Genomic DNA, 23,053 nt, shown 5'->3' with positions numbered 1-23,053 from the left:
GTCGCGGAATAAAAAACGGTGCGCATTGCGCACCGTTTTTTATTGGGTCAGTGTCGGGTGCCGAGCAGTTCGATCTCGAACACCAGCGGTGTATAGGGCGGGATCAGCTCACCGGCACCGTCGGCGCCGTAAGCTTGCGCAGATGGAATCACCAGGCGCCATTTCGCACCCACCGGCATCTGTTGCAGTGCACTGCGCCAGCCGCTGATCACGCTGTCCAGACGAAACCATTGGGGCTGTGTGCTCTTATCGAAAACTGTCCCATCGGGTAAACGGCCCACGTATTTCACCTGAACCTGGTCACTGGCCTTCGGCATGTTACCCGTGCCTGGAGTGAGTTCGGTGAGCAGGATTCCGTCTGCCAGTTCGCGCACACCGTTTGCGGTTTTCTCCTTGGACAGAAATTGTTGTTCAGCCGCGAGCGCTTTTTCGCTTTTAGGTGCCTGCACATCGGCTTCGGTCTGCGCTTCGTGCTCGGCAAGAATCTGCTCGATGCGCGTGTTGTCCAGCGCCAGAGGTTTGCCTTGATAGGCTTGCTTGAGGCCATCGATCAGCGCCTGGAGCTGCAGGTCGGGGACCTCCTGGCGTAAGCGTTCGCCGAGGCTGGCGCCCAGGCTGTAGGCGAGATCGTGCTGAGCCTGGTCAGGTGTTTTGGACGGCGATTGCTCGCTCGCATGCACCCCTGAAATCGCCAAGCCAAGCACAAGAAAAAAGTAACGCGACATAGGCATCCTCCCGCCGAAAGTGCGACGGATTATGCCAGTGTGAAGACGTAAAAAGTGCCGCGTATTTCCGTTATATCGATAAGAATTTTCACACCGTGCAACGCAAGGCAAACGATACTGTCAACATGCCCTAGCGGCGGTAAGAGCAGAGGGCTAGTATGAGCCGCACCCACGTCAGCCAGGAGGTAAACCATGTCGGCCAAACAGAAGCCTGTTAATACCCCGTTGCATTTACTCCAACAACTTTCGGGCAGCTTGCTCGAACATCTGGAAAGCGCTTGTTCCCAAGCCTTGGCCGATGCAGAAAAACTGCTCGCCAAGCTGGAAAAACAACGCGGTAAAGCGCAAGAAAAGCTGCACAAATCCCGCACCAAACTGCAAGACGCCGCGACTGCCGGCAAGGCCAAGGCTCAAGCCAAAGCCAAAGACGCTGTCAAAGAACTTGAGGACTTGCTCGACGCCCTCAAGGATCGCCAGGCTGAAACCCGCGCCTACATTTCCCAACTCAAAAAAGATGCTCAGGAAAGCCTGAAATTGGCCCAGGGCGTTGGTCGTGTGAAGGAGGCTGTAGCTAAGGTTTTGGGCGCTCGTACGCCTGCAAAGGCTGTTGCAGCAAGTGCGGCGAAGAAACCTGCAAGCAAAGCTGTTGCAGCCAAGGCACCTGCTAAAGCGGCAGCAAAACCAGCTGCCAAAAAACCAGCTGCCAAGCCTGCCGCCAAGACCGCCGCTGCGAAACCGGCCGCCAAGCCAGCTGCCAAAACTGCTGCTGCGAAGCCGACCGTCAAGCCAACTGCTAAACCTGCTGCTGCAAAACCAGCTGCCAAGCCTGTCGCTAAAACCGCCGCTGCGAAACCGGCCGCCAAGCCAACTGCTAAAACCGTTGCTGCAAAACCAGCTGCCAAGCCTGTCGCTAAAACCGCCGCTGCGAAACCGGCCGCCAAGCCAGCTGCTAAAACCGCCGCTGCGAAGCCAGCCGCCAAGCCAGTTGCGAAAACCACTGCTGCAAAACCAGCCGCCAAGCCAGCTGCTAAAACCGCTGCTGCAAGATCAGCCGCCAAGCCAGCTGCTAAAACCGCTGCTGCGAAACCGGCCGCCAAGCCAGCGGCTAAAACCACTGCTGCAAAACCAGCCGCCAAGCCAGCCGCTAAACCTGCTGCTGCGAAACCGGCCGTCAAGCCAGCTGCTAAACCTGCGGCTGCAAAACCGGTCGCCAAGCCAGCTGTTAAACCGGCAGCTGCAAAGCCAGCTGTTGCGAAACCAGCACCGGCCAAGCCAGCAACGCCTGCCGCCGCCCCGGTAGCAACCACCGCTCCGACTGCACCGGCCAGCAGCACCCCTGCTCCGGTAGCGCCAAGCACCACCCCAACCAGCGCTTCCTAAGTGCTGGTGGCCACGACGCGCAGCTGCTGCAGCGCGTCGTGGTCAAGGTTGGCGGCATCCTCAGGCGTCAGTCCTTCCAGCCACAGTCGCTGGTCTATCGCATCGCCAGCCGGCCACGTTTGTGCCAGTGCCTCCAGTCGCGTCAGCAACTGTCGTTCGGCGTCCAGCTCCAGAGCCTTGACCCGCTCGCGTAATCCCGCCAGATCTTCATCCTGTTGCGCCATGCCGCGCCATTGTGTGCGTACCCGCCGTAACGGTTCGATCACCTGTGTCTGCCAGGGCCTGGCAAGCTGTTTAAGCGCTTGCAGGCGCTCGTTGGTTACTGCCACGGCACGCTGCTCCAACCACGCGCCACACAGCAACAGGCACACATCTGCCCCGTGCTTCTGCAAACGCAGGCAAGCGGCTTCGCACCCTGGGCGGGCGTAAGTCGAGAGGGCAAAGCTCCACAGGTCAGCGCACATATTCACACCCAAGCCAGCGGCCAACGAAGCTGATAGACTCCGCCGCCATTATGATCCGACTTCAAAGCCTAACATTACAGCGTGGCCCGCAACGTCTTCTCGAAGACGCCGAGCTGACCCTGCACGCCGGTCACAAAGCCGGCCTGATCGGCGCCAACGGCGCCGGTAAATCCACATTGTTCGCCCTGTTGCTGGGTGAGCTGACCCCGGATTCCGGGGACTGCTTGCTGCCCGCCGACTGGCGCATCGCCCATATGCGCCAGGAAATCGACACCCTGGACCGCATCGCGATCGACTACGTGCTCGATGGCGACTTGCGTCTGCGCCAGGTGCAGCACGACCTCGCCGAGGCCGAGAAAGCCCAGGACGGTGCCGCCCAGGCACGCCTGCACTCGGAACTCGACAGCGCCGACGGCTACACCGCGGACGCCCGTGCCCGCAAGATGCTCGCCGGCCTTGGCTTCACCAACGAACAGATGGACCGCCCGGTCGTCGACTTCTCCGGTGGCTGGCGCATGCGTCTTAACCTGGCCCAGGCGCTGATGTGCCCCTCGGATCTGTTGCTGCTCGACGAGCCGACCAACCACTTGGACCTCGATGCGATCCTGTGGCTGGAAGACTTCCTCAAGAGCTACCAGGGCACCTTGCTGCTGATTTCCCACGACCGGGATTTCCTTGACGCCGTGGTCGACAACATCGCCCACGTCGAACAGAAGAAAATCACCCTCTACCGTGGCGGCTACACCGCGTTTGAACGTGCCCGTGCCGAACGCCTGGCCCAGCAGCAGCAAGCGTTCGAGAAGCAACAGGCGCAGCGTGCGCATATGGAAAGCTACATCGCCCGCTTCAAGGCCCAGGCCACCAAGGCCCGCCAGGCCCAGAGCCGGATCAAGGCCTTGGAGCGCATGGAAGAACTGTCGGCGGCCCACGTCGATTCGCCGTTCGACTTCGTGTTCCGCGAGTCGGTGAAGATCTCCAGCCCGTTGCTGGATCTTTCCGATGCACGCCTGGGTTATGGCGACAAAACCATCCTGGAAAAAGTGAAGTTGCAACTCACGCCGGGCGCACGCATTGGTTTGCTCGGCCCTAATGGTGCGGGCAAGTCGACGTTGATCAAGAACCTGTCCGGGGAGCTTTCGCCCCTGTCCGGCCACCTGACCCGTGGCGAGAATACGGTGGTGGGTTACTTCGCCCAGCACCAGTTGGACTCCCTCGACTCCAAGGCCAGCCCATTGCTGCACTTGCAGCGCCTGGCGCCGACCGAGCGCGAGCAGACGCTGCGTGATTTTCTTGGCGGTTTCGACTTCCGTGGCGCGCGCATCGATGAGCCGGTGCTGAATTTCTCCGGCGGCGAAAAAGCCCGCCTGGCCCTGGCGTTGATCGCCTGGGACCGTCCGAACCTGCTGCTGCTCGATGAACCGACCAACCACCTGGACCTGGAAATGCGCCTGGCGCTGACCATGGCCCTGCAGGAGTTCAGCGGTGCGGTATTGGTGGTGTCTCACGATCGCCATTTGCTCAAGAGCACCACCGATAACTTCCTGCTGGTAGCGGATGGCAAAGTCGAGGATTTCGACGGCGACCTGGACGACTACGCGCGCTGGCTGACGGATTACCGTCTGCGCAATGCACCTGTCAGTAACACCCCGGTCAACCCGGACAAGACTGACAAGAAAGCCCAGCGCCAGGCCGCCGCCGCATTGCGTCAGCAACTGGCACCGCACAAGCGTGAGGCTGACAAGTTGGAAGCCGAGTTGGGCAAGGTGCATGAGCGCCTGGCCAAGATCGAAAGCAGCCTGGGCGACAGCGCCGTTTACGAGGCTGCCCGTAAGGACGAGTTACGCGACCTGCTGGCTGAGCAGGCCAAGCTCAAGGTGCGCGAAGGGCAATTGGAGGAAACCTGGATGGAGGCCCTCGAACTGCTCGAGACCCTGCAAGCGGAGCTGGAGGCGCTGTCCTGATGGAAGCGTTGCAACTGCCGATACCGACGCAGTGGGTCGAGCCTGTCTGGGTCGGCGTGCAAATCCTGCTGATCCTGCTGGCCGGTTACCTGGCCCAGCGTTTTGTCGCCAAAGGCCTGACCCGCCTGGGTGAGCGCTATCCGTTTCCGCCGCAGTTGCTGATGCCGCTGCGCGGTGGTTTGCGCTGGCTGATCATGGGCAGTGCGCTGATTTTTGTACTGGGGCGCCTGGGTGTGTCCGCCACCGTGTTGTGGACGGCGTTGTCAGGGTTTGTCGCGGTCGCTGCCGTGGCGTTCTTCGCCATGTGGTCGGTGCTGTCCAACCTGCTGTGCGCGATTCTGATTTTTACCGTTGGACCGTTTCGCCTGGGTGATATCGTCGAGCTGGTGGATACCGTTGACAAGCCCGGGGTGAAGGGCCGGGTCGTGGCGATCAATCTGCTCTACACCACGTTGGTCGAAGTGGCCGAAGCCGGTACCGACAGCGCAATGGTGCAAGTACCCAATAGCTTGTTCTTCCAGCGCTCGGTGCGGCGTTGGCCTGGCACCCATGTGTTTCCTGGCGATCGCTAGCATTCACATCTTGTAAAAATTTATAGCCATCCTTTGGTCGGCGGAGTTAGCTTAAGGTACAACGCAAACTCCCTCCTGAGGTGTGTAATGGCACTCGATACGTGGCTGGCCTTTTTCCTGGCCAGTTGGATCATCTCCCTTTCCCCTGGCGCCGGCGCCATCGCCTCGATGTCCAGCGGCCTGCAATACGGTTTCCTACGAGGTTACTGGAACGCCATTGGCCTGCAGCTGGGCCTTGCGATGCAGATTGCTGTCGTCGCTTGCGGCCTGGGTGCAATCCTGGCGACATCGTCCACCGCGTTCTATGCGATCAAATGGTTTGGCGTGGCGTACCTGGTCTACTTGGCCATCAAGCAATGGCGCGCATTGCCCATGGACATGACCGATGAAGCGGCCGTGCGCCCGATCGGCAAGCCGATGGCGATGATGTTCCGCGGCTTTCTGGTCAATGCCAGCAACCCCAAAGCCTTGGTGTTCATGCTGGCGGTGCTGCCGCAGTTCGTGAACCCGCAGGCGCCGCTGCTGATCCAGTACCTGATCCTCGGTGCGACGATGATCTGCGTCGATATGGTCGTGATGGCGGGGTATACGGGGCTTGCCTCGAAGGTGTTGCGCCTGTTGCGTACGCCACAACAGCAAAAACGCGTAAACCGCACTTTTGCAGGCTTATTTGTTGGTGCCGCAGGTTTCCTGGCCAGCCTGCATCGCGCTACGGCGTAAGTGAAGAAACCGGATCAGGGTGTGGGAGGGCGGTGCGACGACTCCCACATGGGTTCTATGACGATATTGAATAACACCTTGAGTCCTAGCCTTTTAAGCTGAACAATAGTGTTACTTCGTATTTCCATCTGAGATTCATTCATGACCGCCCCTTACCGCTTTCTCGCCTGGCTGATACTGCCGGCGTTGATGTCGTGCAGCTTCAATCTGTTGGCCGCGACGGCCGAGGGCGCCCCACAAGCCCTGCATTTGCTGGATTATATTGGCGCCGACTACCCTCCGACGGTGGAGGCGGGCAAGGTCATCGATGAATCTGAATACCGCGAACAGCTGGAATTTCTCGGTGTACTGCAGGGCCTGGTGGCAGAACTGCCGCAGCGCCCGGAGCGTGCGACGTTAGTCAAAGGTGTCGATGAACTGCTCGCGGCGGTAACCGCCCATCAGGACGGCGCGACAGTCGCGCGTCAAGCCCGGCAGTTAGGTGCCCAGCTGGCAGTGGCCTATGAGGTCAGCCAAGCTCCGGCGATCACCCCTGATCCCACGCGTGGCGCGCCGCTCTATGCCCAGCATTGCTCGGTGTGCCACGGCACCACAGGCGCGGGGGATGGCCCGGCCAGCGTAGGCATGACACCACCACCGGCCAATCTGCGTGACGCGGTGCGTTTGGACCGTCTGAGCCTCTATGCGATCTACAACACGCTCGGCCTGGGTGTCGAAGGCACCGACATGCCTTCTTTCGCCGATCAACTGGATGATCGTCAGCGCTGGGACCTGGCCACTTACATCGCCAGTTTCACCGTCGACCCTGCTGCTGCAAAAAGCGAGCAACCGTTCAACCTTGCAGACCTGGCCCGCCAGACCCCCAATGAGGTGTTCGCCGCCAATGGCCCGGCGGCGGCCGCAACCTTCCGTGCCCAGCGTGCGCAGCCGCCGCAGGTCAAGCGTGGGCCGGCGCAGTTGCTCGACTACACCGCCACCACCCTGGACAAGAGCCTGGCCGCGTTCCGCAACGGCGATCACGAACAGGCCTACGACCTTTCGGTAGCCGCGTACCTGGAGGGCTTTGAGTTGGTGGAAAGCTCGCTGGATAACGTCGACGCCAATGTGCGCAAGGACACCGAGAAGGCGTTGATGGCCTACCGGCAGTCGTTGCAGGACGGCTTGCCGGTCGAGCAAGTGCAGCAGCGCCTGGACGTTGCCAAAGGCAAGCTCACCGAGTCCGCCGGCTTGCTGGGCGGTGATGGCCTGAGTTGGTCGCTGAGCTACATCTCTGGCCTGCTGATCCTGCTGCGCGAAGGCCTGGAAGCCATCTTGGTACTGGCCGCCATCCTTGCGTTCCTGCGCAACACCGGCCAGCAGTCGGCGGTGCGTAGCGTCAACGTGGGTTGGGGCCTGGCGCTGTTGGCGGGTTTGGCCACCTGGGCGCTGGCCGCGTATGTGATTGACGTGAGCGGCGCCCAGCGCGAGTTACTTGAAGGTTGCACGGCGCTGTTCGCCAGCGTGATGGTGCTGTGGCTCGGCGTGTGGATGCATGATCGCCGCCACGCCGCCGCCTGGCAGGACTACATCAAAAGCAGCCTGGTGGGCGGGGGCGGGCGTTTTGGCTTTGCGATGCTGGCGTTCTTCTCGGTGTACCGCGAGCTGTTCGAAGTGATCCTGTTCTACGAAACCCTGTGGCTGCAAGCCGGCCCGGCCGGGCACAACGCCGTGCTGGCGGGTGGTGCGACGGCGATGGTGCTGTTAGTGGGCTTGGCGTGGGTGATCCTGCGTGGCTCGGCGAAGTTGCCGCTGGCGCTGTTTTTCGGGATCAACGCAGCGTTGTTGTGTGCGCTGTCGGTGGTGTTCGCCGGGCATGGCGTAAAGGCGTTGCAGGAAGCCGGCATCTTCGGTACGCGGCCGGTGGCGTTCTTTGACTTCGACTGGCTGGGCATCCACGCTGATGCCTACTCGCTGAGTGCGCAGGCCGTGGCGATCCTGGCGATTGTTGTGCTCTATGGCCGCAGCCGCCTGGCTGAGAAGCACCGAGTGGCGGCCTGACATGCGAGTGTGGATCGATGCCGATGCCTGCCCTCGGGCAGCCAAGGATCAGGTGGTGAAGTTCGCCCTCAAGCGTCAGTTTGAGGTCGTGCTGGTGGCCGGACAGAGCCAGCTCAAACCGAGCTTTTCCTGTGTGAAGCTGATCGTGGTGCCCAGCGGTCCGGATGCCGCGGATGACTACCTCGTAGAGCATGCGGTGCCTGGCGAGTTGGTGATCTGCAGCGACGTGCCGTTAGCCGATCGCCTGGTGAAAAAGGGCGTCACGGCCCTCGACCCACGGGGCAAGGAATTCAGCCCGGCGAACATGAGCGAACGCCTGGCGGTGCGTAACCTGTTCACTGATCTGCGTGAGCAAGGCCAGATGGGCGGTGGTCCACCGCCTCATGGCGAGAAGGACAAGCAGGCGTTTGCCAATGCCCTGGACCGCATCCTCACGCGGTTGATGCGAGCCGGTTAATCGTTTTCGTGGGTCAACTCCAGCACCCGGTCCACCAGCTTGTTGATCCCCGAAGCGACCTCGCTGATGTTCTTGCCCAGCATATAGGCCGGTGTGGTCACCAGCTTGCGCGCCTTGTCTTCAACGATATCCTCCACCGAGCACTCCTGGTGCGTGGCGCCCATCTTGTCCAATGCGGCGGCAGTGTCGGCACAGTTGCCGATGGTGCAGGTCACGCCCGGGCCGTAAATCTTCGCCGCCAAGGCCGGCGAGATGCAGATCAACCCCACAGGCTTGCCCGCTTCAGCAAAGGCCTCGGCCAATTCCAGCACCTGTGGGTGGACGCTGCAGCCGGCGCCTTCCACGGCAAAGTTCGACAGGTTTTTCGCCGCGCCAAACCCGCCGGGCACGATCAGCGCGTCGAAGTCTTCGGCGTTGGCTTCGCGGATGTCTTTGACATCACCGCGGGCAATGCGGGCCGATTCCACCAGCACATTGCGCGACTCGGGCATCTCTTCGCCGGTGAGGTGGTTGATCACATGCAGCTGCGCGATGTTCGGGGCAAAACATTGGACCTGAGCGCCGCGCTGGTCCAGGCGCAGCAAGGTGATCACGCTTTCGTGGATCTCCGCGCCGTCGTACATGCCGCAGCCGGAAAGGATCACTGCAATCTTTTTGCTCATGGGCATTTCTCCTGGGGTCTTGGCGTTAAATGTCTACTAATTTGTCATCTGTTGCCAATGGGATCTCGCGCTGCTGCACCTAATCTTGATGTAACAAAAATAGACCGGACCAGACCATGGATTTCGTGCCTTACGCGGTACCGTTTTTCATTGCCTTGATCGTGGTGGAGCTGATTGCCGACCGCTGGCGCGGCGTGCGTAACTACCGGGTGGCGGACGCCATCAACAGCCTCAGCACCGGTGTGTTGTCCACCACCACGGGGCTGCTCACCAAAGGCGTGGGGCTGTTGACCTACGCGTTCGCCCTTAAACATCTTGCATTGATTGAACTGCCCGCGCAGAGCGTCTGGACCTGGGTGTTCGCCTTTGTGTTCTACGACTTCTGCTACTACTGGCTGCACCGCATGGGCCACGAACGCAACATCTTGTGGGCCGCGCATTCGGTGCACCACCAGAGCGAGGACTACAACCTCAGCACCGCTCTGCGCCAGACCAGCACCGGTTTTCTGTTGAGCTGGATTTTCTACCTGCCCTTGGCCGTACTTGGCGTGCCATTGGTGGTGTTTATCAGCGTTGCATCGCTTAACCTGCTCTATCAATTCTGGGTGCATACCCGGCACGTGCCGAAGCTCGGCTGGTATGAATGGTTTTTCGTCACGCCATCCAATCATCGGGCCCACCATGCACAGAACGCTCTCTACATGGATCGCAATTACGGCGGGGTGTTCATTATTTGGGACCGGCTGTTCGGCACCTTCCAAGAGGAAGACGACAACGAACCGGTGATTTTCGGCGTGACTACACCCTTGGCCAGCTGGAATCCGCTGTGGGCCAACCTGCAGTTTTATGCGCAGTTGTGGCGTGATGCGCGGCGAACCGAGCGCTGGTGGGACAAGCTGCGCATCTGGTTCATGCGCACCGGTTGGCGCCCCGCAGACGTAAAGGCCAAGTACCCGTTGGCCAAGCATGACCTGACCCAGTTCCGTAAACTCGAAGTGCCGCTGGATGTACGCCAACAGGTCTATATCGCCCTTCAATTTGCGGCGTATGTGGGTTTTGGCAGCTATTTGATGAATGTCGGCGAAGGATTGGCCGTGGCGGCGCTGATCCTGGGCGGGAGTGCCATGGCGCTGGGGTTGTTTACCTTGGGTGTGGCTTTGGAGAATCGCCAGTGGGCGTTGAAGGTCGAACTTTTGCGGCTGGTGTTGAATATACCGCTGGTCTGGCTGGCGCCGCTGGTCGGGCTATGGCCCGCCAGCAGTCTGGGCTGGCTGGGCCTGCTGAGCTACAGCCTGCTCAGCGTGATCGGGCTCTACTGCTGCAGAAGCCGCTTTAGTCGACTGGTGTCTTAGGCGCTTCGACCGGGACCTGCTCGGCTGCGAGCCGGGCCTTGGCCTCGGCACAGGCCTCGCGGGCGATGCGCGCATTCTTGAAGCGGCGGCGCAGCCACAGGCCGAAGCCCAGTATCAGCAACGCGCCCAATACCCACAACTCGTATTTCTTGATGCTACCCAACATGCCCTCCAGCACTGCGCCGAAGTGATAGGCCGCAGCGCCCAACGCCAAAGCCCAGATCGCGGCACCAATACCGTTGAGGATCAGGTAGCGCAATGGCGGGTAGCCGGACAAACCTATCGCCACCGGCATGACCGTGCGCAATCCGTAGACGAAGCGGAAGCTCAACACCCAGATATCCGGGTGCTTGCGGATATGCTCCAGGGCCTTGTCACCCATCAATTGCCAGCGCGGCTTGCGGGCCAGCAGCTTGCGGCCGTGCTTGCGGCCCATGTAATACCAAAGCTGATCGCCGGCGTAGCTGCCGAAAAAGGCAACGACCACCACCAGGTTGATATCCATGTAGCCACGGAACGCCAGGAAGCCTGCGAGAACCAGAATGGTCTCGCCTTCAAAGAAGGTGCCCAGGAAGAGCGCAAAGTAGCCGAAGTCATGCAGAAATTGTTGAAGCATGGTCTGGGGTGCTGGCGAAATGAACGCGCAGCCTACGCCTTCACGAAGATTCATGAAAGTATCGAGATGTGTCACGAAGTGAACAATTCCTACATAAATGACGAATGCGGCTACAGGTCGCATCCTTAAGCACAACTGTCATACCTTCGTCATAATGGCCGCTTATAACTGCAACGCTCGCCCGTGAACCCGGGCTCAGGAGTCTGTCGTGAGCTTTATCCCTGCCAATCGCTTGTTCCCCGCCACCCGTCTGCGTCGCAATCGTCGTGATGATTTCTCTCGCCGCCTGGTGCGTGAAAACGTCTTAACGACCAACGATCTGATCCTGCCGGTCTTTGTCCTGGACGGGGAAAATCGTCGGGAAGCGGTGGCTTCGATGCCCGGTGTGGAGCGTTTGACCATTGATCTGCTGCTTGAAGAAGCCGCGGCATGGGTCGAGCTGGGAATACCGGCCTTGGCGCTGTTTCCGGTTACGCCGTCTGAACTCAAGTCCCTGGATGCTGCCGAAGCCTGGAACCCGCAAGGGATCGCCCAGCGCGCCACCCGCGCCCTGCGCGAGCGTTTCCCGGAGCTGGGGGTGATCACCGACGTGGCGCTGGACCCGTTCACCACCCACGGTCAGGATGGCATCCTGGACGAAGACGGCTATGTTCAGAACGACATCACCGTCGACGCACTGGTCAAGCAAGCTTTGTCCCACGCCGCCGCCGGCGCCCAGGTGGTTGCACCGTCGGACATGATGGACGGCCGCATCCAGGCGATCCGCGAAGCCCTGGAGCTGGCGGGCCACGTCAATGTGCGGATCATGGCCTATTCGGCCAAGTACGCCAGTGCCTATTACGGCCCGTTCCGCGATGCGGTGGGCTCGGCGCTCAACCTGGGCAAGGCCAACAAGGCTTCGTACCAGATGGACCCGGCCAACAGCCATGAAGCCCTGCATGAAGTGGCGGCCGACCTGGCCGAGGGCGCTGACATGGTGATGGTCAAGCCTGGGATGCCGTACCTGGACATCCTTTACCGGGTCAAAGAAGAATTCAAAGTGCCGACGTTTGTCTATCAGGTCAGCGGCGAGTACGCGATGCACATGGCTGCAATACAGAATGGATGGCTGAGTGAAGGGGTGATCCTAGAATCCCTCACAGCCTTTAAACGCGCCGGGGCTGATGGCATCCTGACCTACTTCGCCGCCCGCGCCGCCCAATTGCTTAGAGAGCAACAATAGCCCTCACAGGAACATTCGATGAATACCGAAGGACTCACAGAAGTTGCCGTAAAAGACGCTCACCCGGTGGTTGAACAAGTCGCCGAGACTCCGCCGGAGCACGAACCCGCCGCACCTGCCTTGGTGGTCGAATCGCCCGTGCAGGCCCCGGTGGCCGCCGTGACCAACCTGGATGACAGCAGCTTGTACATCCACCGCGAGCTGTCACAACTGCAATTCAACATCCGCGTGCTGGAGCAGGCGCTGGATGAGTCCTACCCGCTGTTGGAACGGCTCAAATTCCTGCTGATCTTCTCCAGCAACCTGGACGAGTTCTTCGAGATCCGCGTCGCCGGCCTCAAGAAACAAATCACCTTCGCCCGCGAACAAGCCGGCGCCGACGGCCTGCAGCCGCACCAGGCCCTGGCACGCATCAGCGAGCTGGTGCACGGCCATGTGGACCGCCAATACGCGATCCTCAACGACATCTTGCTGCCGGAACTGGAGAAACATCAGGTCCGCTTCATCCGTCGCCGTCACTGGACCACCAAGATCAAGACCTGGGTGCGCCGTTACTTCCGCGATGAGATTTCGCCGATCATCACTCCTATCGGCCTCGACCCGACGCACCCGTTCCCGTTGCTGGTGAACAAGAGCCTCAACTTTATCGTCGAGCTGGAAGGTATCGACGCCTTCGGTCGCGATTCCGGCCTGGCGATCATCCCCGCTCCGCGCCTGTTGCCACGAATCATCAAAGTACCGGAAGAGGTGGGGGGCGCTGGCGATAACTATGTATTCCTGTCGTCGATGATCCACGCACACGCCGATGACCTGTTCCAGGGCATGAAGGTTAAAGGTTGCTACCAATTCCGCCTGACCCGTAACGCCGACCTGGCGCTGGATTCCGAAGACGTCGAAGACTTGGCCCGTGCCCTGCGTGGCGAGTTGTTCTCGCGGCGCTACGGCGATGCGGTGCGGCTTGAAGTAGCGGACACCTGCCCGAAACACCTGTCGGACTACCTGCTCAAGCAGTTCAACCTGGCCGAATCCGAGCTGTACCAGGTCAACGGCCCGGTCAACCTGACGCGCCTGTTCAGCATTACCGGCCTGGACAGCCATCCGGAGTTGCAATACACGCCGTTCACCCCGCAGATCCCGAAACTGCTGCAAAACAGCGAAAACATTTTCAGCGTGGTGAGCAAGCAGGACATCCTGCTGTTGCACCCCTTCGAGTCCTTCACCCCGGTGGTCGACCTGCTGCGCCAGGCCGCCAAGGACCCGCATGTGTTGGCGGTGCGCCAGACGCTGTACCGTTCCGGCGCCAACTCGGAAATCGTCGATGCCCTGGTCGACGCCGCACGTAACGGCAAGGAAGTCACCGCAGTGATCGAACTGCGTGCGCGCTTCGACGAGGAATCCAACCTGCAACTGGCCAGTCGTCTGCAAGCGGCGGGTGCGGTGGTGATCTACGGTGTGGTCGGCTTCAAGACCCACGCCAAGATGATGCTGATCCTGCGCCGCGAAGCCGGTGAGATCGTGCGTTACGCCCACTTGGGCACCGGTAACTACCACGCCGGCAACGCCAAGCTCTACACCGACTACAGCCTGCTGACCTCCGACGATGCCCTGTGTGAAGATGTCGGAAAACTGTTCAGCCAGTTGATCGGCATGGGCAAGACCTTGCGCATGAAGAAACTGCTGCACGCGCCGTTCACCCTCAAGAAGGGCATGCTTGACATGATTGCCCGCGAGACCCAGTTCGCCCTCGATGGCAAACCGGCGCACATCATCGCCAAGTTCAATTCGCTGACCGATCCGAAGATCATCCGCGCGCTGTACAAGGCCAGCCAGTCCGGCGTGCGTATCGACCTGGTGGTGCGCGGCATGTGCTGCCTGCGTCCAGGCATTGTCGGGGTGTCGCACAACATTCATGTGCGTTCGATCATCGGGCGCTTCCTGGAGCACACGCGGGTCTTCTACTTCCTCAATGGCGGTGAAGAGCAGATGTTCCTCTCCAGTGCCGACTGGATGGAGCGCAACCTCGATAAGCGTGTCGAGACGTGCTTCCCGGTGGAAGGCAAGAAGCTGATCATGCGGGTCAAGAAGGAGCTGGAAAGCTACCTCACCGACAACACTCACAGCTGGAGCCTGCAGTCGGATGGCCGCTACGTACGCAACACGCCGACCGGCAACCAGAACCCGCGCAGTGCGCAGGCGACATTGTTGGAGAAGCTGGGTAGCCCGATCCTTACGGTGAATTAATCCAGGTTTACGCGGACCCATGTGGGAGCGGGCTTGCCCGCGAATGCGAAGCATCAGTCACCGGATGCATTGACTGATCCACCGCATTCGCGAGCACGCCCGCCCCCACATTTGTTTTTGCAGTGTTTTTGGATTGCGTCAGCGCAAGTTCAGGCTGAACCCCACCCGCGTCAGCCACTCGGCTTCCTGGGCAAAATCCGCCTGGGTCAGTTGGTTTTCATCCAGCCAGCCTTTCGGGAACATCACATCCAGGCTGTCGCCATTGGCGCGCAGGGTCACCTGGGGCATTTCCTGGGTGCCGCGAATGTGGTGGAACAGGATCGCAAAACGCAGCAGCACACACAGGCGGATCAGCTTGATGCCTTCGTCACCGAATTCGGCAAATTTGTCCTTGGGGATGTTACGGCGATGGCCGCGGACCAGCAGGGCGAGCATTTGCTGGTCTTCGCGGGAGAAGCCGGCCAGGTCCGAGTGCTCGATCAGGTAGGCGCCGTGCTTGTGGTAATGGTAGTGGGCGATGTCCAGGCCCACTTCATGCACCTTGGCGGCCCAGCCCAGCAGCTCGCGCCATACGCCGTTCTCCAGGTCCCAGTCGTCGGCTACCTGGTCGAAGGCGTGCAGGGCTTTGCGCTCCACGCGGGCAGCTTGTTCCAGGTCGACGTGATAACGCTCCATCAACGAAGTGAGCGTGCGCTCACGCACGTCTTCGTGATGGTGGCGACCCAGCAGGTCATAAAGCACGCCTTCGCGCAGGGCGCCGTCACAGTGGTCCATGCGTTGCAGTTCGAGGGCATCGAAGATCGCTTCGAGAATCGCCAGGCCGGCCGGGAAGATGGCGCGGCGGTCTGGCTTGATGCCATCGAAGTCGATCTTTTCTGCGTCGCCCAGCTTGAACAGCTTGCGCTTGAGCCACGCCAGGCCTTCGGCGTTGACCTCGCCGGTGCCGTGGCCACCGGCTTTGAGCGCCAGGCCGATAGCGCGGATGGTGCCGGACGAGCCGATGGCTTCATCCCACGTCAGGCGGTGCAAGGCGTGTTCAATGCTCATGATCTCCAGTCGTGCCGCTGTGTAGGCCTGTGCATAACGTGCCGGAGTGATCTTGCCATCTTTGAAATAACGTTGAGTGAAACTCACGCAACCCATCTGCAGGCTTTCGCGCAGTAACGGTTCGAAGCGTTGGCCGATGATGAATTCGGTACTGCCGCCGCCGATGTCCGCCACCAGGCGTTTGCCGGGGGTGTCGGCCAGGGTGTGGGATACGCCGAGATAGATCAGCCGGGCTTCTTCACGGCCAGAGATGACTTCTACCGGGTGCCCCAGGATCTCTTCGGCGCGGCGGATGAATTCGCCACGGTTGCGGGCTTCGCGCAGGGCGTTGGTGCCGACAATTCGCACGGCTCCCAGAGGCATGCCATTGATCAACTGGGCAAACCGCTTAAGGCAGTCAAGCCCGCGCTGCATGGATTCTTCATTGAGCTTGCGCTCGTCGTCGATCCCGGCAGCCAGTTGTACTTTCTCACCGAGCCGCTCAAGGATGCGGATCTCACCGTTCTGGGCCTTGGCCACGACCATGTGAAAGCTGTTGGAGCCCAGGTCGATGGCGGCGATCAAGGACAGATTCTTGGCTTGGGATTGCGGCATGGTTAGAGGGTCTCGGTCGATAACCTTGCCATCGTGCCACGATCGACCGCTGGAGCCAACGCGTTGTGCTTGGGTAATTGACCTTTGGCCGTCTGTGAGGCGTTGTTGTGAGAGGTGTAGGGGGTAGCTGCAAAGTTCTCGCTGAATAAGTTCTTAGTCGTGTAGGGCTATTTGACGAAATATTTTAGTTGGGCTGTTTATGGATTTTCCCTACGTACCGGCTGTCATTGTTCTATGGTTTTTTTTGTTCGGGACTACTTCATGGGTTGGTTATAGTGACTCTTTATTTTTACGGCTCCCACAATAACTGGCGTGTTATCTGATTCTTTTGCAAGGGGCAAAGCGACAGACTGTCATTCGGCAATTTTGCCTTGGTGTTATTTATTTATAGTTATGTATTTCAAGGATTAGCACCTACCGGCTGACGGAGCAGTCGAGCTTAAAATAACGAACACCTGATAACTTTCAGTGACAGGTCGAATATGAAAAAAATTGTTGGATTGACTCTTGGTATTGCTGGCTTGGCCGCAGCTTTCAGCGCTCATGCAACCACCGTTGCCGAGCTGACCGTCAGGGGGACGATCAAACCTGCCGCCTGTAGCCTTTCCATGAGTGGGGCGGGGGTTGTGAACTATGGCGATATTGCTTCGGGCACGTTGCTCCCGGGAGCGTTTACACCTCTTCAAGAGAGAACGCTTCCTCTGTCCGTCAATTGCAGCAGCGGTGCGGCCAAGTTCGGGCTGACCTTTAAAGATCTGCAGGCCTCCAGCAAGGTGCCGGGAATCCTCAATGCGCTTGGCGCAGGCTATACCGAAGCGCATAACTATGGTTTGGGTTCGGTGTCGGGCCGAAAGACCGGCGGTTTTACGGTTACTCTCAGGGATCTCAAGTCGTCGGGCGTAACGCTGTCCCCGATCATGCGTGCCAGCGCCAGCACATCCTCCTGGCAGAGCAGTGATGGCAAAGCCGCTCAATTTCCTACCCAACACTCATGGCGCAGTGGCACTGGGCTCACTCCGGCCGCAGTCTCTCAGTTGAGTGGCACTATCGCAGTGAGGGCAGTTATCAATAAAGCGCATGATTTGGACCTGAGCCGTGATATCACCCTGGATGGGCGCGCATCGCTTGAATTGAATTACATCTAAGCGTTTTAAATACAGTCGATTAAGAACTGCCAATTCTTTGTCGGCTGTTTTTATATACGTTTGGTTGCCATTGGCTTACTTCAATTCGTGGGAGTGCTGAGTGCGTAGCTTTTCAGTTATAAGTAATTTGTTGTTGGGTGCAGGTTGGAGTCTGTGTTTTGCCAATCTTGCAGTCGCGGATGGCATGCTGCCGGAAACTTCAGTGATCGTGCTTTATGAAGAACAGGGTGAGGCCACGATCAACATAAAGAATACCGATGCGACCCCGGCGCTGCTTCATTCGGTCGTCGAGAACGTCCCCGAGGACGTGGAACCGCTCTTGATTGTTACGCCGCCCATTACACGGGTGGAGGCGGGAGAAACCCAATTGGTGCGGTTCATTGCCACCTTAAAAACGCCATTGCAAACCCAGCGCTTGAAACGCGTGACGTTCGAAGGTATTCCCCAGGCGCGCGCCGCAGGGGGGGCGACGATCGGTATCACTCTTCGGCAGAATTTGCCGCTGATCCTGCACCCCCAGGGCCTGCCTCGACACGATGCGCCTTGGGAATTGTTGGTCTGGAGACGATCAGGCGAGCGCCTGACCGTTCATAACGACAGTGCCTATGTGGTGCGTCTGGCGGCAGATGTCCAGTTGCTGCCTCAAGGGGCCATGGCGACATTGCCGCGCACCTACATATTGCCAGGGGAGGTACTGACGGCAAAGGTTGAGGGGGCTTTGGTTGGCTTGACTGAAGTCGAGATCCAACCAGCGACGGTTTATGGGTTTTCGGTGGACAGCTACCGAACCTTGATCAGCGCCGACGGGGGTTGATCGGATCATGACCAACCTGTCGAGTAACAGACTTCCGGTTCCAACACTGCTCATGGGGTTTGCGACCCTGTGGGGGCTACCGGGCCTCGTCTCCGCGCTTGAGTTGGGGGAAGGTTTCGACCTGGCAGCACTCACTACGTATGGCATTGACCCTAAGGTGTCGGACTACTTTCGCAGTGCGTCGCGTTTTCGCGAAGGTACCCATGTGGTGGGGCTGCGAGTGAATGGGAACCCGCTCGGGCTGGTGGATGCGCAGTTCGATGCGCAGGGGCAATTGTGTTTCACCCAAGGATTATTGGAAAAAGCCGGGTTGGTACAGCCTCGGGGAAACATCCGTGAAGGTGCTAATGCGGACCAGGCCTGCCATGACTTCCTCGGGGCATTCCCAACGACGATGGTGCGGCTGCGACCCGGTATTGATGAAGTGGCGCTGGTGGTGCCAACTCAATCGTTTCGCGAACCGCAATGGGCGACGGGGCATTTTTCCCAGGGAGGGACGGCGGCCGTGTTCAACTATGACGTGCTGGGTTTTAACAGCCGTTCACACAGCGGGCCCAGTCGGTTCATGTCGGCTTATACCGAGGCGGGTTTCAACCTGGGTGACTGGATTGTGCGCAGCCGCCAGTTCTATGTCTCCGACAATGGCGACACCCGCACAGAGCACCTGTATGCCTACGCACAGCGCGATATCGCTGCGTTGCAGTCGACGCTCCAAGTGGGCCAGCTCTCCAGCAACAATCCGTTGTTTGGTGGCGTACCACTGTCGGGCGTGCAGTTTTCGCCCGATGGTCAATCGCGCGTGCCGGCAGGCAGCAACAATGCCGTGGTGGAAGGCCTCGCCCAGAGCCAGTCGCGGATTGAGGTGCGCCAGTCCGGAGTGCTGATCCACAGCACACTGGTGCCGGAAGGCCCCTTTCGGTTGACGGGCTTGCCCTTGCTGAATGGCACCAGTGACCTGGACGTCAGCGTGATCGATGTGCGAGGTGCCAAGCGCAGTTTCGTGGTGCCCGCCGCTTCGTTCGCGGGGGGCGCTCCGGCAGCGCCGGGTTTTTACTTCTCCCTCGGCAAGGTGCGGGAAAACGCCGTTGAGAATGGGCCGACGCCTGTGGTTGCCATGGGCAGCGGCACCTGGGGTCTCGGACGCAACTCGTCTGCAGGTTTCGGTTTGTTGAGCACCGATGAGTATTGGTCGGCAGGCGGCACCTTGGGGAGCGTGTTTTTCCAGCGGGTTTCCGTGGGCGCACGCCACAATTTGTCGCGCGATAGCCGTAACTCAGTGTCTGGGGCGCGCAGCAGTGTGTCCGTGAGCAGCCCGGTGGTTGCCAACATCGACGTCAATCTCAGTGCAACGACCCAGACTCAGGGTTATCGCGAGGTACTTGAGGCTGGCCGTTCGGCCAAGGTCGATGAGCTGGGTTCGCGCTTCAAGAACCAATACACGGTGGGTGTGAGCTGGGTCGACCCCGCACTGGGCGGCTTCTCCATGGGCTATACCCGTGGCGCCCAATTCGACGGGCAAATGACCGAACACGTATTTGCCTCATGGAACAAGTCGTTCCGCTACGCTGATGTCGCCCTGATTGCCGATTCGCAGGTAGGCGGTCATCGGATTCGCCGTGACACGCCGCTTGCCGGTAGTCGACGCGATTCAGCCCTGGACGACGACCTGTCTTTGCGGTTGCAAGTCAGCGTTCCCTTGGGCGGCGATCGTCGTGTGAGCAGCTATATCAGTCGCCGGGGGGACCGATCCCGCGCCGGTGCAGCACTCAGTGAACGGGTCAATGAGTATGTGAATTATGACGTCGGCATTGAACGTGACCTCAGCGCCCAAGAGCAATCGATACGTGGCCAGGTGGACCTGATGCCCCGTTATACGCGAGTGGGCCTTGGCGTCAGCCGCGACTCGTTGGGCAATACGTACACTGGGCAGTTGCAAGGCGGCGTGGTGGCTCACGAAGGAGGGCTTACGTTCTCGCCTTACGCTGTGGGGGATACGTTCGGCATCGTTTCGGTCGGCGATATTGGCGCTGCAAAAGTCGAGACCCCGCAAGGGCCGGTATGGACCGATTTTACAGGCCAGGCCGTGATTGCAAACTTGCCCGCCTACACCAACAGCCACGTCGAAGTGCAGACCCAATCCTTGCCCAAACGCGTTGACTTGAAGAACGGCACCCAAGTGCTTGCTGCTGGCCGAGGGTCTTTCAATACCGTGGCGTTCGATGTGGTGAAGGTTCGCCGTGTCTTGCTCACAGCCAGCGATCAACAAGGCCGGCCGCTGCCTCAGGGCGCCTCGGTGTTTGGTAAGGGGGATCGCTTCCTGACCAGCGTGGTGGGCGAGGGCATGATTTTCTTGAACGACGTCAATGAGTCGCAAGACCTGCGGGTTTCACTGCCGGACTCTTCCACCTGCCTCCTAAGGCTCGACCCCCGGACTCAACCTGACAATGACAAGTTCTATGAGACTACTTCGGCGGTATGCCATGGTCGGTAAACTGAAAGGCGCGGCCTTGCTGCTGTTCTGCTCGATGTGGCTAACCCAAGGCGTGCAGGCGCAAAACTGCCGGTTATCCGTCAGCCAGTCGCGTATCGACTATGGCGTTATTCGCCGGGAGGCTTTTGTCGAAAGCCCCTCTGTGGCGCTCGGCACTCGTACGATGCAGTTGAGCGTAACGTGCGCAGAGCCTTCGGTAATGGCGTTACGATTCATTGCAGCAGCGGATGGGCAGGGTTTTCGGTTTGGTCGTCAGGGGCGTTTCAAGCTCAGGCTCAAACATGCCCTGGTGGATGGTCGCGCCGTTGCGTGGGAGGTGGCCCAACGTCCTGGAGAAGCGGCCAGCGGGCAGTTCTTGCCGGGCCAGATCCTGGTGGCTCACGCCACTGGAATGCCGGTGCCCGGCCATCGATTGACGGCCCAGGTTGAGGTCGAAACGGACCTGCCCTCTGATGCCTTGCAGGTGCGCAATGAAACGCGACTGGAGGGGCAGGGTACTTTCGAGCTGGTCAGCCCGATTGCTCCACCGACCCGATGAAATTGGCGAGTTCGGACGTTCTGGGGTTGGCGAACAGTGCCTGGGGTGGCCCTACCTCATGCACCTTGCCCTGGTGCATGAATACCAGCTTGTCGCCGACTTCCCGGGCAAAGCGCATTTCGTGGGTCACCATGATCAGGGTCATACCGTCCTTGGCCAGTTGGCGCACCACGCTGAGCACTTCATTGACCAACTCCGGGTCGAGGGCCGAGGTTATTTCGTCGCACAGCAGCACCTTGGGCGACATGGCCAGAGCGCGGGCAATCGCCACGCGTTGTTGCTGGCCGCCGGACAGGCGATCGGGGAAGGCGTCGAACTTTTCGCCCAGCCCGACGCGCTCCAGCATTTGCCTGGCCAATTGCGCCGCCTTGGCCTTCGGTACTTTCTGCACCACCTGCGGCGCAAGCATGACGTTTTCGCCGACGGTCAGGTGCGGGAACAGGTTGAACTGCTGGAACACCATACCGACTTTCTGCCGCAGGCTGCGCAGGTCGGCGCGGGCGGCGTCGAGGTATTCGCCATCGACTTCGATCACGCCGTCGTTGATCGACTCCAGGCCATTGAGGGTTCGTAGCAAAGTAGATTTGCCCGAGCCACTGCGGCCGATAATCGCCACCACCTGGCCTTCTTCAACGGTCAGGTCGATACCCTTGAGTACATGGTGATCGCCATAATACTTATGCAGGGCGGAAATTCTAAGCAGAGGCATGCAGTCTCCTTTCCAGGTAGCGGGCACTGAGGGACAAGGGGTAGCAGAGCAAAAAGTAACCAAGGGCCACCAGGCCGTAGACCATGAAGGGTTCGAAGGTGGCGTTGGCGAGCATGCCGCCGGTCTTGGTCAGTTCGGTGAAGCCGATGATTGAGGTCACGGCGGTGCCTTTGACCACCTGAACCGAGAAGCCGACGGTTGGTGCGACAGCAATTCGCAGGGCTTGGGGCAGGATCACGTAGCGCAGTTGCTCAAGCGGGTTAAGCGCCAGGCTGGCCGAGGCTTCCCATTGCCCGTGTGCGATGGAGTCGACGCAGCCGCGCCAGATTTCGGCGAGGTACGCACTGGTGAATAACGTCAGGGCAATCGCTGCCGCCAGCCAGGGCGATATATCCACACCCAGCAGGGCAATGCCGAAAAACACCAGGAACAGCTGCATCAACAGCGGCGTGCCCTGGAACAGTTCGATATAGGTGCGCGCTAGGTTGCGCGGGAAGGCCTTGCGGCTGATGCGCATCGCCATCACCAGCAAACCGATCACACCGCCGCCGACAAAGGCCACCAAAGACAGCAGCAAGGTCCATTGCAGACCCGTCGCCAGGTTGCGCACGATGTCCCAGAACGAGAAATCACTCATCGGCTGTTCCTCATCACGAAGCGGCGGCCGATCCAGTTGAGTAATTGGCGAATCATCAGCGCCATGCACAGGTACACCAGGGTGGTCAGGGCATAGGTTTCGAACGCACGGAAATTGCGCGACTGAATAAAGTTAGCGGCAAAGCTCAGCTCTTCAGTGGCGATTTGCGAACACACTGCCGAGCCGAGCATCACGATGATGATCTGGCTGCTCAGGGCCGGCCACACCTTGCCCAGCGCCGGCAGCAACACCACGTAGCGAAAGGCTTCAACGCGCGTCATCGCCAGCGCCGCTGCGGCCTCCAACTGCCCGCGTGGGATGGCCTGGATACCGGCGCGGATGATTTCCGTGGAGTACGCCCCCAGGTTGATCACCATTGCCAGCACGGCGGCTTGCCATTCGGTGATTTTCAGCCCAAGGGACGGCAGGCCGAAGAAGATGAAGAACAGTTGCACCAGGAACGGCGTGTTGCGGATCAACTCGACATACACACCGAAGATCCACGCAAACGGCTGGATCTTCCACGCCCGTACCACGGCGCCGACGGTGCCCAGCGCCACGCCCAGAATGGCGCCAATGGCCGTCAGCTCAAGGGTGAACAGCGCGCCGCGCAACAGCAGGTCGGTATTGGCCAGCACCGGCACGAAGTCAAATTGATACGCCATGAGT

The 23,053-nt window shown here is 59.9% G+C and carries 21 protein-coding genes; 13 read left to right on the top strand and 8 right to left on the bottom strand.

What is annotated here, in order from left to right:
• Positions 1-47: 47 nt before the first annotated feature.
• Entirely contained in the window at positions 48-725 is a 678-nt protein-coding gene (locus LVW35_RS27705) for an FKBP-type peptidyl-prolyl cis-trans isomerase (RefSeq protein WP_233892888.1), read from the bottom strand.
• A gap of 192 nt (positions 726-917) precedes the next feature.
• On the opposite strand from LVW35_RS27705, the gene LVW35_RS27700 reads away from it, so the two are divergent.
• Complete coding sequence (locus LVW35_RS27700; protein ID WP_233892887.1) at positions 918-2,105, top strand: AlgP family protein; 1,188 nt, start codon at positions 918-920, stop codon at positions 2,103-2,105.
• Here LVW35_RS27700 and LVW35_RS27695 read toward each other — a convergent pair.
• Positions 2,102-2,569, bottom strand: a complete 468-nt coding sequence (locus LVW35_RS27695; RefSeq protein WP_233892886.1) for a TIGR02444 family protein — start codon at positions 2,567-2,569, stop codon at positions 2,102-2,104. The genes LVW35_RS27700 and LVW35_RS27695 overlap by 4 nt on opposite strands.
• Before the next feature lie 50 nt (positions 2,570-2,619).
• On the opposite strand from LVW35_RS27695, the gene LVW35_RS27690 reads away from it, so the two are divergent.
• The 5 genes from LVW35_RS27690 to LVW35_RS27670 all read left to right on the top strand — a co-directional run bounded on the left by LVW35_RS27690 (position 2,620) and on the right by LVW35_RS27670 (position 8,316).
• Positions 2,620-4,530 carry an ATP-binding cassette domain-containing protein gene (locus LVW35_RS27690; protein ID WP_233892885.1) on the top strand — a complete coding sequence of 637 codons (1,911 nt, stop codon included), beginning with the start codon at positions 2,620-2,622 and terminating at the stop codon, positions 4,528-4,530.
• A complete protein-coding gene (locus tag LVW35_RS27685) occupies positions 4,530-5,102 on the top strand; it encodes a mechanosensitive ion channel family protein (protein WP_028618427.1) in 573 nt (190 codons plus the stop codon). The genes LVW35_RS27690 and LVW35_RS27685 overlap by 1 nt, the downstream gene beginning before the upstream one ends.
• An 87-nt stretch (positions 5,103-5,189) precedes the next feature.
• The gene (locus LVW35_RS27680) at positions 5,190-5,822 is read left to right on the top strand and encodes a LysE family transporter (protein WP_233892884.1); all 633 of its coding nucleotides are present in this window, start codon (positions 5,190-5,192) and stop codon (positions 5,820-5,822) included.
• A 141-nt stretch (positions 5,823-5,963) separates the two neighbouring features.
• Positions 5,964-7,859, top strand: a complete 1,896-nt coding sequence (locus tag LVW35_RS27675; protein ID WP_233892883.1) for an FTR1 family protein — start codon at positions 5,964-5,966, stop codon at positions 7,857-7,859.
• A gap of 1 nt (position 7,860) precedes the next feature.
• Positions 7,861-8,316, top strand: a complete 456-nt coding sequence (locus LVW35_RS27670) for a YaiI/YqxD family protein (RefSeq protein ID WP_233892882.1) — start codon at positions 7,861-7,863, stop codon at positions 8,314-8,316.
• On the opposite strand, the gene elbB is transcribed toward LVW35_RS27670, so the two are convergent.
• Positions 8,313-8,978: an isoprenoid biosynthesis glyoxalase ElbB gene (gene elbB, locus LVW35_RS27665; protein WP_233892880.1), complete on the bottom strand. Its 666-nt coding sequence runs from the start codon at positions 8,976-8,978 to the stop codon at positions 8,313-8,315. The two genes, LVW35_RS27670 and elbB, sit on opposite strands and share 4 nt — an antisense overlap.
• A gap of 116 nt (positions 8,979-9,094) precedes the next feature.
• Here elbB and LVW35_RS27660 point away from each other — a divergent pair, with 116 nt between their 5' ends.
• Positions 9,095-10,330 (top strand): sterol desaturase family protein, encoded by a 1,236-nt coding sequence (locus LVW35_RS27660; protein WP_233892879.1) that lies wholly within the window; start codon positions 9,095-9,097, stop codon positions 10,328-10,330.
• On the opposite strand, the gene LVW35_RS27655 is transcribed toward LVW35_RS27660, so the two are convergent.
• Positions 10,311-10,946 (bottom strand): DedA family protein, encoded by a 636-nt coding sequence (locus LVW35_RS27655; protein ID WP_233896559.1) that lies wholly within the window; start codon positions 10,944-10,946, stop codon positions 10,311-10,313. The two genes, LVW35_RS27660 and LVW35_RS27655, sit on opposite strands and share 20 nt — an antisense overlap.
• Before the next feature lie 208 nt (positions 10,947-11,154).
• Here LVW35_RS27655 and hemB point away from each other — a divergent pair, with 208 nt between their 5' ends.
• Positions 11,155-12,168, top strand: coding sequence for a porphobilinogen synthase (gene hemB, locus LVW35_RS27650; RefSeq protein ID WP_233892878.1), 1,014 nt, complete (start codon positions 11,155-11,157; stop codon positions 12,166-12,168).
• 18 nt (positions 12,169-12,186) lie between these two features.
• Complete coding sequence (ppk1, locus tag LVW35_RS27645; protein WP_233892877.1) at positions 12,187-14,409, top strand: polyphosphate kinase 1; 2,223 nt, start codon at positions 12,187-12,189, stop codon at positions 14,407-14,409.
• Between the two features lie 138 nt (positions 14,410-14,547).
• Here ppk1 and ppx read toward each other — a convergent pair whose 3' ends face one another.
• Entirely contained in the window at positions 14,548-16,050 is a 1,503-nt protein-coding gene (gene ppx, locus LVW35_RS27640) for an exopolyphosphatase (protein ID WP_233892876.1), read from the bottom strand.
• A gap of 482 nt (positions 16,051-16,532) precedes the next feature.
• Between ppx and LVW35_RS27635 the strand changes: the two genes are divergently transcribed.
• From LVW35_RS27635 to LVW35_RS27620, 4 genes are all read left to right on the top strand, one after another.
• Positions 16,533-17,195 carry a DUF1120 domain-containing protein gene (locus tag LVW35_RS27635; RefSeq protein ID WP_233892875.1) on the top strand — a complete coding sequence of 221 codons (663 nt, stop codon included), beginning with the start codon at positions 16,533-16,535 and terminating at the stop codon, positions 17,193-17,195.
• Between the two features lie 100 nt (positions 17,196-17,295).
• Positions 17,296-18,009 (top strand): fimbria/pilus chaperone family protein, encoded by a 714-nt coding sequence (locus tag LVW35_RS27630; RefSeq protein WP_442799569.1) that lies wholly within the window; start codon positions 17,296-17,298, stop codon positions 18,007-18,009.
• A gap of 7 nt (positions 18,010-18,016) precedes the next feature.
• Positions 18,017-20,500, top strand: coding sequence for a fimbria/pilus outer membrane usher protein (locus LVW35_RS27625; RefSeq protein WP_233892874.1), 2,484 nt, complete (start codon positions 18,017-18,019; stop codon positions 20,498-20,500).
• Positions 20,490-21,038: a hypothetical protein gene (locus tag LVW35_RS27620; RefSeq protein WP_233892873.1), complete on the top strand. Its 549-nt coding sequence runs from the start codon at positions 20,490-20,492 to the stop codon at positions 21,036-21,038. The genes LVW35_RS27625 and LVW35_RS27620 overlap by 11 nt, the downstream gene beginning before the upstream one ends.
• On the opposite strand, the gene LVW35_RS27615 is transcribed toward LVW35_RS27620, so the two are convergent.
• Genes LVW35_RS27615 through LVW35_RS27605 form a run of 3 tightly spaced genes read right to left on the bottom strand, consistent with a single transcriptional unit; the run spans position 21,010 to position 23,049 of the window.
• On the bottom strand, positions 21,010-21,747 hold the full coding sequence (locus LVW35_RS27615; RefSeq protein ID WP_233892872.1) for an amino acid ABC transporter ATP-binding protein: 738 nt from the start codon (positions 21,745-21,747) through the stop codon (positions 21,010-21,012). The genes LVW35_RS27620 and LVW35_RS27615 overlap by 29 nt on opposite strands.
• Positions 21,734-22,384, bottom strand: a complete 651-nt coding sequence (locus LVW35_RS27610; RefSeq protein ID WP_198729532.1) for an amino acid ABC transporter permease — start codon at positions 22,382-22,384, stop codon at positions 21,734-21,736. Before LVW35_RS27610 ends, LVW35_RS27615 begins: the two co-directional genes overlap by 14 nt.
• Positions 22,381-23,049 carry an amino acid ABC transporter permease gene (locus LVW35_RS27605; RefSeq protein WP_233892871.1) on the bottom strand — a complete coding sequence of 223 codons (669 nt, stop codon included), beginning with the start codon at positions 23,047-23,049 and terminating at the stop codon, positions 22,381-22,383. Before LVW35_RS27605 ends, LVW35_RS27610 begins: the two co-directional genes overlap by 4 nt.
• Positions 23,050-23,053 lie beyond the last annotated feature (4 nt).

It is taken from the genome of Pseudomonas sp. HN11 (assembly GCF_021390155.1).
Classification (GTDB): Bacteria; Pseudomonadota; Gammaproteobacteria; order Pseudomonadales; family Pseudomonadaceae; genus Aquipseudomonas.
Note: the sequence above shows the minus strand (reverse complement) of the source record. Positions and strands in the feature narration are given on the sequence as shown.

Excerpts from the sequence above, each read along its gene's own strand:
- LVW35_RS27705 (WP_233892888.1), bottom strand. The coding sequence starts at position 725 with ATGTCGCGTTACTTTTTTCTTGTGCTTGGCTTGGCGATTTCAGGGGTG.
- LVW35_RS27700 (WP_233892887.1), top strand. The coding sequence starts at position 918 with ATGTCGGCCAAACAGAAGCCTGTTAATACCCCGTTGCATTTACTCCAA.
- LVW35_RS27695 (WP_233892886.1), bottom strand. The coding sequence starts at position 2,569 with ATGTGCGCTGACCTGTGGAGCTTTGCCCTCTCGACTTACGCCCGCCCA.
- LVW35_RS27690 (WP_233892885.1), top strand. The coding sequence starts at position 2,620 with ATGATCCGACTTCAAAGCCTAACATTACAGCGTGGCCCGCAACGTCTT.
- LVW35_RS27685 (WP_028618427.1), top strand. The coding sequence starts at position 4,530 with ATGGAAGCGTTGCAACTGCCGATACCGACGCAGTGGGTCGAGCCTGTC.
- LVW35_RS27680 (WP_233892884.1), top strand. The coding sequence starts at position 5,190 with ATGGCACTCGATACGTGGCTGGCCTTTTTCCTGGCCAGTTGGATCATC.
- LVW35_RS27675 (WP_233892883.1), top strand. The coding sequence starts at position 5,964 with ATGACCGCCCCTTACCGCTTTCTCGCCTGGCTGATACTGCCGGCGTTG.
- LVW35_RS27670 (WP_233892882.1), top strand. The coding sequence starts at position 7,861 with ATGCGAGTGTGGATCGATGCCGATGCCTGCCCTCGGGCAGCCAAGGAT.
- elbB (WP_233892880.1), bottom strand. The coding sequence starts at position 8,978 with ATGAGCAAAAAGATTGCAGTGATCCTTTCCGGCTGCGGCATGTACGAC.
- LVW35_RS27660 (WP_233892879.1), top strand. The coding sequence starts at position 9,095 with ATGGATTTCGTGCCTTACGCGGTACCGTTTTTCATTGCCTTGATCGTG.
- LVW35_RS27655 (WP_233896559.1), bottom strand. The coding sequence starts at position 10,946 with ATGCTTCAACAATTTCTGCATGACTTCGGCTACTTTGCGCTCTTCCTG.
- ppk1 (WP_233892877.1), top strand. The coding sequence starts at position 12,187 with ATGAATACCGAAGGACTCACAGAAGTTGCCGTAAAAGACGCTCACCCG.
- ppx (WP_233892876.1), bottom strand. The coding sequence starts at position 16,050 with ATGCCGCAATCCCAAGCCAAGAATCTGTCCTTGATCGCCGCCATCGAC.
- LVW35_RS27635 (WP_233892875.1), top strand. The coding sequence starts at position 16,533 with ATGAAAAAAATTGTTGGATTGACTCTTGGTATTGCTGGCTTGGCCGCA.
- LVW35_RS27625 (WP_233892874.1), top strand. The coding sequence starts at position 18,017 with ATGACCAACCTGTCGAGTAACAGACTTCCGGTTCCAACACTGCTCATG.
- LVW35_RS27620 (WP_233892873.1), top strand. The coding sequence starts at position 20,490 with ATGGTCGGTAAACTGAAAGGCGCGGCCTTGCTGCTGTTCTGCTCGATG.
- LVW35_RS27615 (WP_233892872.1), bottom strand. The coding sequence starts at position 21,747 with ATGCCTCTGCTTAGAATTTCCGCCCTGCATAAGTATTATGGCGATCAC.
- LVW35_RS27610 (WP_198729532.1), bottom strand. The coding sequence starts at position 22,384 with ATGAGTGATTTCTCGTTCTGGGACATCGTGCGCAACCTGGCGACGGGT.
- LVW35_RS27605 (WP_233892871.1), bottom strand. The coding sequence starts at position 23,049 with ATGGCGTATCAATTTGACTTCGTGCCGGTGCTGGCCAATACCGACCTG.